This window comes from Segeticoccus sp., assembly GCF_035708005.1.
Genome location: NZ_DASSTI010000167.1, coordinates 1 through 12920, shown reverse-complemented (window position 1 = coordinate 12920; position 12920 = coordinate 1). Strand labels below are relative to the sequence as shown.

The 12920-nt window shown below is 71.1% G+C and carries 12 protein-coding genes; 2 read left to right on the top strand and 10 right to left on the bottom strand.

Features of this window, described 5'->3' with window-relative positions:
* From VFL99_RS15890 to VFL99_RS15880, 3 genes are all read right to left on the bottom strand, one after another.
* A partial coding sequence (locus VFL99_RS15890) for an MBL fold metallo-hydrolase (RefSeq protein ID WP_325107330.1) occupies positions 1 to 738 on the bottom strand: 738 nt, incomplete at its 3' end.
* Between the two features lie 49 nt (positions 739 to 787).
* Positions 788 to 1288, bottom strand: a complete 501-nt coding sequence (locus VFL99_RS15885) for an FBP domain-containing protein (protein ID WP_325107329.1) — start codon at positions 1286 to 1288, stop codon at positions 788 to 790.
* A 322-nt stretch (positions 1289 to 1610) separates the two neighbouring features.
* The gene (locus tag VFL99_RS15880) at positions 1611 to 3356 is read right to left on the bottom strand and encodes a pyruvate dehydrogenase (protein WP_325107328.1); all 1746 of its coding nucleotides are present in this window, start codon (positions 3354 to 3356) and stop codon (positions 1611 to 1613) included.
* Between the two features lie 168 nt (positions 3357 to 3524).
* On the opposite strand from VFL99_RS15880, the gene VFL99_RS15875 reads away from it, so the two are divergent.
* Positions 3525 to 5264: an acyl-CoA dehydrogenase family protein gene (locus VFL99_RS15875; RefSeq protein ID WP_325107327.1), complete on the top strand. Its 1740-nt coding sequence runs from the start codon at positions 3525 to 3527 to the stop codon at positions 5262 to 5264.
* Between the two features lie 36 nt (positions 5265 to 5300).
* On the opposite strand, the gene VFL99_RS15870 is transcribed toward VFL99_RS15875, so the two are convergent.
* From VFL99_RS15870 to VFL99_RS15850, 5 genes are read right to left on the bottom strand one after another with little or no spacing between them, the layout of a single operon-like run.
* On the bottom strand, positions 5301 to 6551 hold the full coding sequence (locus VFL99_RS15870; protein WP_325107326.1) for an FAD-dependent oxidoreductase: 1251 nt from the start codon (positions 6549 to 6551) through the stop codon (positions 5301 to 5303).
* Between the two features lie 18 nt (positions 6552 to 6569).
* Positions 6570 to 7298: a maleylpyruvate isomerase family mycothiol-dependent enzyme gene (locus tag VFL99_RS15865; RefSeq protein WP_325107325.1), complete on the bottom strand. Its 729-nt coding sequence runs from the start codon at positions 7296 to 7298 to the stop codon at positions 6570 to 6572.
* Positions 7298 to 8134, bottom strand: a complete 837-nt coding sequence (locus VFL99_RS15860) for a fumarylacetoacetate hydrolase family protein (RefSeq protein WP_325107324.1) — start codon at positions 8132 to 8134, stop codon at positions 7298 to 7300. Before VFL99_RS15860 ends, VFL99_RS15865 begins: the two co-directional genes overlap by 1 nt.
* A complete protein-coding gene (locus tag VFL99_RS15855) occupies positions 8131 to 9279 on the bottom strand; it encodes a cupin domain-containing protein (protein WP_325107323.1) in 1149 nt (382 codons plus the stop codon). Before VFL99_RS15855 ends, VFL99_RS15860 begins: the two co-directional genes overlap by 4 nt.
* A 2-nt stretch (positions 9280 to 9281) precedes the next feature.
* Positions 9282 to 10706, bottom strand: coding sequence for an MFS transporter (locus tag VFL99_RS15850; RefSeq protein WP_325107322.1), 1425 nt, complete (start codon positions 10704 to 10706; stop codon positions 9282 to 9284).
* A gap of 81 nt (positions 10707 to 10787) precedes the next feature.
* On the opposite strand from VFL99_RS15850, the gene VFL99_RS15845 reads away from it, so the two are divergent.
* On the top strand, positions 10788 to 11555 hold the full coding sequence (locus VFL99_RS15845) for an IclR family transcriptional regulator (protein ID WP_325107321.1): 768 nt from the start codon (positions 10788 to 10790) through the stop codon (positions 11553 to 11555).
* A gap of 6 nt (positions 11556 to 11561) precedes the next feature.
* Here VFL99_RS15845 and VFL99_RS15840 read toward each other — a convergent pair whose 3' ends face one another.
* Both VFL99_RS15840 and VFL99_RS18375 read right to left on the bottom strand, forming a co-directional pair.
* On the bottom strand, positions 11562 to 12692 hold the full coding sequence (locus VFL99_RS15840; protein WP_325107320.1) for an aminotransferase class V-fold PLP-dependent enzyme: 1131 nt from the start codon (positions 12690 to 12692) through the stop codon (positions 11562 to 11564).
* A gap of 99 nt (positions 12693 to 12791) precedes the next feature.
* On the bottom strand, positions 12792 to 12917 hold the full coding sequence (locus VFL99_RS18375) for a TraR/DksA family transcriptional regulator (RefSeq protein ID WP_414713783.1): 126 nt from the start codon (positions 12915 to 12917) through the stop codon (positions 12792 to 12794).
* Between the last annotated feature and the right edge of the window lie 3 nt (positions 12918 to 12920).

Below are 12920 nucleotides of genomic sequence, written 5' to 3'. Positions count from 1 at the left end.
CCGGTCGCCAAAGCCGGCCCCGGCGGCGCGCTGGACGAACGCGGACACCGGAGAACGGAAGACGCCGTAGTCGTCATGGTGCACCGCCAGCGCCCGCTGCGGGTCGACGCGGCGCAGGGCGTCCACGCCCTGGCGGTCGTCCATGGTGACTGTGTGCAGCAGGACCCGAGTGCCGCCCAGGTGCAGCACGGCGGCATCGATGTGCGGGAAGCGCCGGCGGATCTCGTCCAGGTGGCTGCCGGTGAGTGTGTCACCGCTGAGGTACAGCCGGCGTGTCGGCCGACCCGGCGCGCTGTGGGTCAGCATGCTGCCCATCACCGGAGGCAGCAGGCGCCCCATCACGCCCCGGGCGTGGATGCCGGGCAACGCCTCGATGGTCAGCTGCTCGTCATCCCGCTCGAGTGTGTGCGTCTGCCACGTCTGCAGGCCCTGCGTGGCAAACCCGTGCTTGCCCAGCCGTTCCGCCGCGTGTGGCGTCGTCAGCAGCGGCACCCGCTTGTCCAGCGTTCGGCGGGCGACCCGGTCGAAGTGGTCACCGTGCAGGTGGGACAGCACGATCGCGTCCAGCCGAGGCAGGTCCTCCGGCCACAGCGCCGGGTCCACCAACCGCTTCGACACCAAGCCCCAGCCGAGGTAGGCGTACTGCCCCCGGTGCAGGAAGTTCGGGTCGGTGAGCACCGTGAACGACCCGACGCGCAGGATCGTGGTCGCCGTTCCCACGAAGGTGAGGGTGTCCATGGCCCCCTGCTACCCGACCCGCCCGACGTCCACGCCTGCCCGGGCGGCCCTACTCGAGCACGTGGGCGGCGAATCGCGCCGATCGCTCGCGCAGTCCCACGATACGGCGCTCGACCAGTTCCTCGCGGTCGGCGGGCCGGTCGCTGAGCACCTCGGAGCGGGTCGGCGGTCGGCGGACGTTGTGCGAGCAGATGAAGTCGGTGCAGATGAGGGTGCCGATCGTGTCGCCCTGGCGACCACGAGCACCGGCGCGGCGCGCGACATACAGGCTGACGTCGTCGGTCACGACGACGTCCTCGCACCAGGCGCACACCATCTTGCGCCGTGCCCGTGCCGACGGGTCCGTGGAGCGCAGCAGCACGCCAGTGGGCGCGCCATCGAGCTCGAGGACCGCATAGGCGGCGAGGGGTCGCTTCGGGTCGCGCCACCCGAGGTAGTCGAGTGAGCTCCAGTCGAGGGTGGCCAGGTCGGGCAGGATCGCCTGAGCGACCTCGCGGCGCGAGGCGTTCACGAAACTGTCGCGGATCTGCTTGTCAGTCAGAGGATTCAAGGCTTCACTTTCAGGGTCGAGCGGGGACCGCCGCGCGACAACGCGGAAACGGCGCGGGCATGGCGTCCACAGCCCAGGGGGCAGGGCACGTGTGACGCCCGCGTCAGGACGTTCGGCGGCGAGTCAGTTGGTGTCGAGGTCGGCGCCTGCGGCTGAGCAGGCCAACGCGGCCACCTCGCATCCCGCGGCACTCGACATGCGCTCGCTCCTGGTCCCTGGTCTCGTCGACGAGCCGGCGTGCGGCATCTCAGTGTTCCCCGACGCGGCTCGGCGGCTCATTCTGCCGCATGACCACGATCTGCGCGAAGCCGGCTGGCACCCGTCAGCGGGGCAGGTGGCGCATGTTGCTGCGCGCCATGCTGACCACCTCTCCGGCCCCCTTGTTCAACACGATCTTCGACATGGCCGTGGCGAAGCCGAAGACCTGTTCGCCGGTGATCTTCGGCGGCAGCGAGAGTGCCTGCGGGTCGGTGATGACCTCCACCAGGGCGGGACCGTTGTGCGCGAAGGCGGCGCGGTAGGCCTTCTCCAGCTCGCCCGGTTTCACGACCCGCTGGGCGTGGAAGCCCATCGCCTCGGCCACCGCGGAGTAGTTGGTGTCCGGGACGTCCACCCCGAAGTCCGGCAGCCCGTCGACGAGCATCTCCAGTTTGACCATGCCCAGGGTCGAGTTGTTGAACAGCACCACCTTCACCGGGATGCGCAGCGTCACGGCGGTGATCAGCTCGCCGAGCAGCATCGACAGGCCTCCGTCACCCGAGACAGACACCACCTGCCGGTCGGGGAAGCTCACCTGCGCGCCGATCGCCTGTGGCAGGGCGTTGGCCATGGACCCGTGCAGGTAGGACCCGATCAGCCGGCGCGTGCCGAGCGGCCGGATGTAGCGGGCGGTCCACACGTTGCACATGCCCGTGTCCGCGGTGAAGATCGCGTCCTGGTCAGCCACGTCGTCCAGCACCGAGGCGGCGTACTCCGGGTGGATGGGCACCAGCTTCTCGGCCTTGCGGGTGTAGGCCCCGACCGCCTTGTTCATCAGCCGGTCGTGCTTCTTCAGCATGCGGTTCAGGAAGCGGTCGCTCTTCTTCGGCGTGACCAGGGGCAGGAGCGCCTCGAGGGTCGGCAGCACGTCGCCGTGCACCGGCACGTCCACCTCGGTGCGCCGTCCGATCCGCTCGGCGGCCCGGTCCACCTGTGCCGTGCGGGTGTTCGGCAGGAACTGGTCGTAGGGGAAGTCGGTGCCCAGCAGGATCAGCAGGTCGGCGTCCTCGATGCCGTCGGCCGCCGCACCATAGCCGAGCAGCCCGGTCATCCCGATGTCGTAAGGGTTGTCGTACTGGATGAAGTCCTTGCCGCGCAGCGAGTGCCCGATCGGTGCGTTGACCTTGGCGGCCAGCTCGATGACCTCGTCGTGCGCGCCCTGGACGCCGGCGCCGACAAAGAGGGCCACCTTCTCGGCGTCGTTGATGGCGTCGGCGAGCCGCTGCACACTGGCCGGTGACGGGGCCAGGGAGCCGTGCTCGATGGGCAGGCACGGAGGTGTCGGCGCGGTCGCCTCGAGGTCGGCGATGTCGCCGGGCAGAGTCACGACCGCCACCCCGCCGCGACCGACGGCGTGCTGGATCGCGTCGTGCACGACGCGAGGCGCCTGGTCGGTGGTGCTGACCAGCTCGGAGTAGACGGAGCACTCGGTGAAGAGTCGGTCCGGGTGCGTCTCCTGGAAGTAGCTGCTGCCGATCTGCCGGCTGGGGATGTGCGAGGCCAGGGCGAGGACGGGCGCGCCCGAGCGATTGGCGTCGTACAGGCCGTTGATGAGGTGCAGGTTCCCCGGCCCGCAGGAGCCGGCGCACACGGCCAGGCCTCCGGTGAGCTGTGCCTCCGCGGAGGCGGCGAACGCGGCTGCCTCCTCGTGCCGCACGTGCACCCAGTCGATCCCGCCGCGCTTGGCGCCGCCGGTGCGCCGCACCGCATCGACAATGGGGTTCAGGCTGTCCCCGACGATGCCGTAGATGCGCCGGACCCCTGCCGACTGCAGCTGTTCCACGAGTTGGCTGGCGAGCTCCTTGGCCACGGTGGTTCCTTCCCTCGGTGGTCGACTGCGTCCTGAGTATGCCGTGAAGCCCTCCTCCCAGCGGACCCCGCGACCGACGACCTCGTCGGTGGCGTGTCGCGGCGGCCGGACCGGTCGACACGCCACAGACCGCGTCGTCAGAGGTGCCGTGCGGGTCATGATGGGGCCATGGGTGAGGAGGAGCGCGGGCAGCCGAGGCGTCGGGTGGCGACCAACCAGGCGCCGCCGCTGGTGGGGCACAACGTCGTCAGATCCGACCGGGCGCTGGTCGAGGCGGTGACCCGGCACGCCTCCGAGGAGGTGGTCACGGACCTCGACGAGCTGGGCGAGCTCGCCGGGAGCGCGCAGGCCCGCGAGCACGGCCGCCTGGCGAACCGGCACGAACCCGAGCTCACGGCATACGACCGCTACGGCGAGCGGATCGACGAGGTGCGCTTCCACCCGTCGTGGCACTGGCTGATGGAGCGGGCGGTGGGCTTCGGGCTGCATGCCGCTCCGTGGGAGCAGCAGGACAGCGGCGACGAGCACGCGCACGTCCGGCGTGCGGCGGGGTTCCTCGCCTGGTCCCAGACGGAGCCCGGGCACGGCTGCCCGATCTCGATGACCTATGCGGCGGTTCCGGCGCTGCGGACGGACGCGGTGCTCGCCAAGGAGTGGACGCCCAAGCTCGCCGCCCGGTCGTATGACGTGCGCCTGCGGCCCGTGGCCGACAAGACCGGCGCCCTGGCCGGGATGGGGATGACCGAGAAGCAGGGCGGCTCCGACGTGCGCGCCAACCTGACACGGGCCCGGCCGACGTCGGCGGAGGGTGAGTACCTGCTCGACGGGCACAAGTGGTTCACCTCCGCGCCGATGAACGACGTCTTCCTGGTGCTCGCGCAGGCACCCGAGGGGCTGACCTGTTTCCTGGTGCCGCGGGTGCTGCCCGACGGGGCACGGAACCGGTTCGACCTCGTGCGCCTCAAGGACAAGCTCGGCAACCGTTCCAACGCCTCGGCCGAGGTGGAGCTCGCCGGCACGTGGGGACAGCGGCTCGGTGAGGAGGGCCGGGGCGTCCGGACCATCATCGAGATGGTGGCGGCCACCCGGCTCGACTGCGTGCTCGGGTCGACGGCGTTGATGCGGCACGCGCTGGCGGAGGCGTCGTGGCACGTCGCGCACCGGCAGGCGTTCGGCTCGCTGCTGGTCGACAAGCCGCTGATGCAGAACGTCGTCGCGGACCTGGCGGTCGAGACCGAGGCGGCGACGGCGCTGGCGATCCGGCTCGCGGCGGCCGTGGACCGCAGTGGTGACCCGCAGGAGGCAGCGTTCCGGCGAATCGCGTTGCCGTTGGCCAAGTTCTGGGTGTGCAAACGGGCGCCGATGATGGTCGCCGAGGCGCTGGAGTGCCTGGGCGGCAACGGCTACATCGAGGACTCCGGCCTGCCGCTGCTCTACCGTGAGGCACCGGTCAACTCCGTGTGGGAGGGGTCGGGCAACGTCAACGCGCTCGACGTTCTGCGGGCGCTGTCCCGGGAGCCGGAGCCCCTGGCCGCCTGGCTGCAGGAGGTCGGTCGCGCCCGCGGCGAGCACCGCGGGCTGGACCGGGCGGTCGAGTCGGTCCTCGAGCTGCTCGGGGACGCCACCACCCTGGAGGTCGGCGCCCGGCGGCTGGCGGGCCAGATGGCCGCCTGCCTGCAGGGGGCGTTGCTGCTGCAGTACGCGCCGTCCGAGGTGGCCGACGCCTTCTGCAGCTCACGGCTGGGCGCCCGCTACGGCGGCACCCTGGGCACCCTCGACGTCGGCCGGGACGCGTTGGTCTCGATCGTGGCCCGTGCCATGCCACAGGCGGCAGCCGGACCACGTCGGAGTCGACGAGCTCGTCGAAGTCCTGAGCAGCCGAGTCGGGCGCGAACGACCCACGCCTGAGCGCGCGCTCAGCCACGGTGTGGTTCCCCGGCCGGATCAGGCGCTCTCGGGGACCTCGACCGTGGGAGCGTTGGCCGGGTCGAACATCGGTGCCAGCAGCTCGGGCGTGAGCGCGGTCGGCCCGTAGAGCCAGTCGACGAACGCGTAGTCCTTCGGGTCCCGGGCGCGCATGACGGCGTTGCGCCACAACCGTTTCACGCCGGTGTGGTGCCACAGGTTGCCCCAGTCGCGGGCCGTCAGGACCACCCGGCGGCAGTGCTCGGTGCGCACCGCGTTGTACGCGGCCAGCGCGCCGTCCCAGTCCGGCCCCTCGGCGCCCATGCGCTGACCCACGTGCTCGGCGAGCACCCAAGCGTCCTCCATGGCCATGACGGCCCCCTGGGCGAGGTACTGCAGTGGCGCATGGGCGGCGTCTCCGGTCAGGGCGAGCCGGCCCTGGACCCAGTTCATGATCGGGTTGCGGTCATACATGCGCCACCACCGGTCACGCCACATGAGCGGCAGCCCGGCCTGCACGCTGTCGCAGCTCCCCTCGAACGCCGCGTCCAGCTCGTCGGGAGTGCCCCAGTCCTCTTCACCCGCACGGGCCTTGGGCGACTCGAAGACCGCGACCTGGTTGAACATCTCGCCCTGCCGGAGCGGGTACTGCACGAAGTGCCGCTTGGGCCCGACATAGACGACGACGTCCTTGAGCGAGACGTTCAGCTGGTCGACCTGCTCGACCGGGATCGCGCCGCGGTAGGCGACGTAGGAGGAGCTGACCGGCTCGTCGTCGCTGAAGAGGGCTCGCGCGGTCGAGCCGAGACCGTCGGCGGCGATGATCGCCGGGGCGAACTCGCGCCCGCCGTCGTGGACCGCGACCGCTCCGTCCTCGACCTGCTCATAGTCGGTGACCGTGGTATCGGTGACCAGGTCGACCCCGGCGTCACGACAGGCCCGCAGCAGGGCGCCGTGCAGGTCGCTGCGGTGGATCACGAGGTAGGGGTAGCCGTACCGCTCCTTGAGGTCCGCGAGGTCGAGCGTGGTGAGCTCGCCACCCTCCATGGCGTCCTTCATCACCAGGCGCTCGGGCAGCACACCGAGGGAGACGGCCTCGTCGAGCAGTCCCCACTGGTCGAGGATGCGGGTGCAGTTGGGGGCCAGCTGCATGCCCGCTCCGACCTCGCCGAGCTGCGCGGCGCGTTCGAGGACGCGGACCTTCAGGCCCTTCTGGGTCAGCGCGAGGGCGTTGGCCAGGCCGCCGATGCCGCCACCGACGACGAGCACGTCGACGTTGCCTTCAGTCATGTGCTTCTCCTGTCCGGGTCAGAGCCAGGCGGGGAGCTCCGGGACGTGGGGGTCGTCGTCCAGCTTGGGTGCCGGACGACCGGCGAGGTATGCCGTGACACTCGCCAGGGTGCCGCTCACCTTTGTGGGCTCGCCGGTGCCGGGCAGGGTCCAGCGGTGGGTGCTGTCGGTCGTGGCGATCTCCAGTGCCGGTCCGGCCTTGGCGGTGCGCTTGCCGACGATGTCGTCGGCGAGGGCGGTGAGGAAGTCCTCGGGTAGCTCGGCGAAGGTGACCGGTCCGAGGTCGACGGCGTGCACCATCACCTCGCGCGCACGCATCCACGGGATCTCGGTGGCGTCGACGTCGCGGCCCTGGGCGGTGCGGACGTGGTGGTGCCACTGTTCATCGGTGAGCTCGTCGAGGGCCTCCGCCAGCGTCCCCGCCGAGTCCTCCACCCAGCTGCGCAGCTCCGGCACCGAGCGCTGCGCGCCGTCCTCGATGTCCTGGTTGCGCTGGGCGGGGGAGGAGTACATCGGGGTCTCCTCGCCGGTCCGCGCCCAGTGGACGAGGTTGCCGAGCGCGTCGGCGTTGGCGGCCACGTGCGCCAGCAGGTGCTTGCCGGTCCAGCCCTCGAGGCCCGTGGCTCCGGCGAGCTGCTCGTCCGTGCGGTTCGCCAGGGCGGACAGGAACGTGGTCGTGCCCTCGCGCATCCAGCGCAGCCGGTTGCTCAGTGCGGCGCTGTCGCGGGCCCTTTCGCCGCCCACCATCAGGCGGTTTCCCCGGCCACGATGTCGTTCTCGCAGCGCCCGAGGCCGGCGACCTCGGTGACCAGGTGCTGGCCGGGGGCGAGGTAGCGCGGGGGCTTGCGGGCGTGGCCGACGCCGCCGGGGGTGCCGGTGGCGATGAGGTCTCCGGGCCCCAGGGTGATGATCGTCGAGATGTACTCGACCAGGTGCACCGGGTCGAAGACGAGCTCGGAGGTGTTGTTCTTCTGCATCGTCTCGCCGTCGACGACGGTGGAGATCTCCAACTCGGGGCGCACGCCGCCCGGCAGCTCGTCGGGAGTGACCAGGTACGGCCCCACGGGGGTGACGCCTTCCCAGGCCTTGCCCTGCAGCCACTGCTTGGAGCGGTACTGCCAGTCCCGGCAGGTGAGGTCGTTCAGGGTGGCGAATCCGGCGATGGCGGCTTCGGCCTGCTCGCGCCTCGCCCGCCGCACGGGCGCGCCGATGACGATGGCCAGCTCGGCCTCCCAGTCGAACTCGTCGGTCTCGGCGGGCTTGGCGATCGGGTCGTGCGCGCCGGTGAGTGACTCGGCGTACTTGGTGAACAGCGTCGGGTACTCCGGCAGTTCGCGGCCCATCTCGAGGATGTGGTTGCGGTAGTTCAGTCCCACGCAGATGACCTTGCCGGGGTGGGTGACTACCGGGGCGAAGTCGGCGCCGGCGAGCGGGAGGTGTTCCCCCTCGGCGCCCGCCGCGGTCGTCCAGCCCTCCCGGGCGAGCAGCTCACCGAGGTCGGCCGGGCCCAGGTCGACGAGGTGGTCCTCCTCGATCCGGACGGCGCGGGTGCCGGACGAGGTGCGGATGGTGGCGAGCTTCACTGGGCGGTTCCTTCCACGTGGGTGCGGTGCAGGTGCAGGGCTTCGAAGATGGGGGTGTCACTGAACCGGAACAGGTCCAGGGCGCCGGAGTCGGAGTCGGAGGCGGAGGCCTGCGACGTCGCGGAGAACGGCTGCCAGGACGGGACGACGAACAGGTCGCCGCGGGTCACGCTCCAGGTCGTGTCGCCGACGGTGACCGTGCCGGAGCCGTCGAAGACCTGGTAGACCGACGAACCGGCCTCCTTGCGGGGGGCGGTCTGGGCGCCCTTGCGGATCCGGTGCATCTCGACCCGGATCGTGGGCAACACGTCCGCGCCGTTCGTCGGGTTGCTGTAGCGCACGGCGGCGTGACCCGGTTCGACCGTGCCGGCATACCCCTCCGCCTCCAGCTCGAGCTGGTCGGTGAGGGCGGCGTCGGTGTCGGCCCAGCGGTAGGCCAGCAGGGGCGAGCCGGGCTGGGAGCCGGGCACCGAGACCGGCCGCAGGCCGGGGTGACCCCACAGCCGCTGGGCACGGGAACGCTCGGGAGTGGTGCGTTCCTCCTCGCTGATGGCGTCGCGGCCGAACTCGAAGAACTGCGACTCGGTCTGGAACTGGAACGGGATGTCCAGGCCGTCGATCCAGGCCATCGGACGGGTCGCGGCGTTGTGGTGGGCGTGCCAGTTCCATCCGGCCTGGGGCAGGAAGTCCCCGCGGTTCATCGGGACCGGGTCCCGCCCGACGACGGTCCACACGCCCTCGCCCTCGAGGACGAAGCGGAAGGCGTGCTGGGTGTGCCGGTGCTCGGGCGCGTCCTCACCGGGCATGAGGTACTGGATCGCGGCCCACAGGGTCGGGGTGGCGTAGGGCCGGCCGCCCAGCCCGGGGTTGGCCAGCGCGATGGCGCGGCGCTCACCGCCGCGCCCGACCGGCACGAGGTGGCCGGCCCGGTCGGCGAGTCTGAGCAGCTCCGCCCAGCGCCACCGGTGGGGAACCGCTCGAGACTTCGGGTGCAGCGGCATCAGGTCGCCGATCTCGGTCCACAGCGGCACCAGCAGCTCCCGCTCGAAGCCGCGGTAGAGCTCCTGCAGCTCCGGTGTCGGCGTGGGCTGGTCGGGCGAGTCCGCCGCCTGCAGGCGGACCGGGGAGGTGGTCTCCGCAGTCATGGTCAGACTCCTTGCCTGAGCGGTTCAGCTGAGGGTGTGGCGTTGAGTGATCGTGACGGCGCGCAGGCGGGGGTGCGCGGCACGAAGGCGAGCAGGAGGGCGGCCAGCACCGCCATGGAGGCGAAGACGACGAAGCCGGTCAGCGGTGAGGTGACGGCCACCACCCAACCGATGATGATCGGTCCGACGATGGTGCCGGAGCGGCCGGCGCCGAGGCTCCAGCCAAGGGCGCGGGCGCGCTGCCTGGTCGGGTAGGAGTTGCTGACGTAGGCGTTGATGAGGATCTGGCCACCGTGACCACCGACGCCGGCGATCGCGATCAGCGCCAGCAACGGGGCCTGCGGCAGCTTGATCGCGAGCAGCAGCAACGCGACCGCCATCACGCCGTAGGTGACGACCACGACCGGCTTGTGCCCCCACCGGTCGGTGGCCGTCGCGGTGAACAGCGAGCCCGCGACCGCTCCGAGGCTGAGCACCAGCAAGAAGACCAGTGACGAGCTCAGGCTGTACCCGGCCTCGCTCATGATGCCCGGCAACCACGTGGCCAGTCCGTACCAGGCGAAGAGGCCGCAGAAGGTCGTGATGGCGAACAGGACCGAGGCCACGGCATAGCCGCGGCCGAAGATGCCGCCACCGGTGGTGTCGGCGCTGACGGGTGCGGCCGACGCGCTACCCCCAGGTTCCCCGGCGTGCGATTCCCCGGCGTGCGATTCTCTGGCTCCCGTGTCCTGCACCCCGAAGCGGGCAGCGACGCGGTCCGCCTGCTCACGGCGACCGACCGCCCGCAGGAACGTGACGGACTCGGGCAGGGACTTCGCGAGGACCGGGAGGATGAGGAAGCCGGGGATCGCACCGAGGAAGAACATCCAGTGCCACCCCAGGTTCGGCAGCACGGGAAGGGCCACCAGCGCCGACAGGACGCCTCCGAACGGCACGCCGGACAGCATCAGGGTGTAGATCAGCGTGCGCCGGCGAGCAGGCGCGTACTCGAGGGTGAGCGCGGAGGTCGTCGGGATGAGCGCACCGAGTCCGAGCCCGGCCAGGAAGCGAAGGATGCCCAGGGAAGCCGGGCCCGTGGCCAGCCCGCACAGGGCCATGAACAGCGAGAAGATGGCCACGGACGCGATCACCACCGGTCGACGTCCGTACCGGTCGGACAGCACTCCCGAGCTGAGCGCCCCGATCAGGGCACCGACGAAGACGGCGGCAGCGACCCACCCCGTGTTGGCGGCGGTGAATCCCATCGCTGAGTCGTGCAGCAGCACCGGGATGACGGTCCCCAGCGAGATGACGTCGTAGCCCTCCAGGAGCATCACGCTCCAGCACAGGAAGGCCACCAGCGCGGCGGCGCGGTGTGACGTGAGCTGCGTCGGTGCCGTCGCACCCGAGGCCGACCGCCTCTCGCGAACGGGATGGTCGTCGACCATGGGGCAGGGCCTTTCACGCGGGGGGATGGGTATCTCTCAGGTGTACTCTCAGTTCCGCCTGAGAGAACAGAAAGTTCTGCTGTGAAGAATCAACCCCACTATGCGGTCAACAGCGTCGACCGGGCGCTGCTCCTCGCGGCGACGCTGCAGGTCGAGGGGTCCCTCACCGTGTCGCAGGCCGCGGACCGTCTCGGGGTGGCCCGGTCCACGGCACACCGGCTGCTGTCCATGCTCGTCTACCGCGACTTCGCGATCCGGGACGAGCAGCGGCGTTACCTGGCCGGCCCGGTGCTCGCCCAGAACGTGCGGTCCCAGTCCCGTTCCACCCTGCTGCGTTCGATCGCCCTGCCGCACCTGCAGACACTCGTCGACCGCCTGAACGAGTCGGTCAACCTCGTCGTCCTCTCCGGCGACCAGGCCCGCTTCATCGCCTCGGTCGAGTCGCGTCAGGCGCTGCGCGTGGGCAACCGCGACGGGATGGCCTTCCCGGCCCACCTGCACTCGGGCGGAAAGCTGCTGCTCGCGGACCTGCCCACGGAGCAGTTCGACCGGCTGTACGCCGAGGAACGCTGGGTCGAGCGCCCCGGCGAGCGGCCGGACCTGCCCAGGCTCCGGCGGGAGCTCGCCGTCCTGCGCAGGCGAGGGTTCTCGGTCAACGCCGAGGCCACCGAGCAGGGCGTGACCGCCGTCGGTCGCGGAGTGCGGGTCGGGAGCCGGCTGGAGGGTGCGGTGTCGCTGTCGCTGCCCACGGTGCGGTTCTCCACCGACCGGCTGCCCGAGCTGGTCGCTGCGCTGTCGGTCACGACCTCCGACATCGAGCGGGACCTGGCGACCGCGCTGGTGCCGTAGCGCCGCTCAGACGCCGATCTTGTCGAGGGCGGCCTCGAGCCGCGCCACCGTGCCGTCGACGTCGTCGAGCTTGTCCAGCCCGAAGAGCCCGACCCGGAACGTCGAGAAGTCCTCGCGCTCACCGGACTGGAGCGGCACGCCCGCGGCCACCTGCACGCCGATCTCGGTGAACTTGGCACCGCTGCGCAGCCCGCCGTCCGTGGTGTGGACGACGACCACACTCGGCGCCGCGAACCCGTCCGCAGCCACCGACGGCAGACCGCGGTCGGCCAACAGCGCGCGGACCCGGGTGCCGAGCTCGACCTGGGCCGAGCGGAGCGTCTCCAGCCCCCGATCGCGGGTCTGGCGCATCAGCTGGGCGTTGTGCGCAAGGCCATCGGTCGGCATGGTGGCGTGGTAGGGAGCCTTGCCCTGCTCGTACGCCGTCGCGATGGACAACCACTTCTTGAGGTCTGCGGCAAAGCTCGTGGAGGTGCTGGCCTCCACCGCTGCGCGCCCGGCCCGGCTCAGCATGACGTAACCGGCGCACGGCGACCCGCTCCAGCCCTTCTGTGGGGCGCTGAGCAGGACGTCGGCACCGAGCTGGTCCATGTCGACCCACAGTGCGCCGGAGGCGATGCAGTCGAGGACGAAGAGGCCGCCGACCTCGTGGACGGCGTCGGACAGGGCCCGGACGTACTCGTCGGGCAGGAGCATCCCGGCGGCGGTCTCCACGTGCGGCGCGAACACGACCTCGGGACGATGCTCGCGGACGGCGGCGACGACCTCCTCGATCGGCGCCGGCTGCCACGGTGACTGGGGGGAGTCGTCGACCGGCCGGGCCCGGCAGACGGTGACGTCGGTGGCGATGGAGCCCATCTCGAGGATCTGCGACCAACGGTAGGAGAACAGCCCGTTGCGCACGACCAGGCAGCGCCGGCCGGTGGCCAGCTGCCGGGCGACGGCCTCCATCGCGTAGGTGCCACCGCCGGGCACCACCGCCGCGCTCTCGGCGTGGTAGGTGGTCCGCAGGACATCGAGGATGCTCTGCATCACGGCGACGAAGCGCTGTGACATGTGGTTGAGCGAGCGGTCGGTGAAGACCACGGAGTACTCGAGCAGGCCACCCGGGTCGACGTCGTCACGAGGCAGGTCCATCCCTGCAGCCTCGCACACGCCCGCCGACGGTGGCGACAGTGGTTCGGCAGCGCCGCCGGCGAGCTCACGAGCGAGGCTGCAGGCGACGGTTGCCGGCCATCAGGCAGGCGCAGGAGTCCGCGGCCGGCAGGTCACGCAGGTGGTCGACCGGGGAAACGCGCTCAACTGGGTCAGGGCGATCGGTTCCCCGCAGACCTCGCAGGTCCCGAACGTGCCGGCCTCGATGCG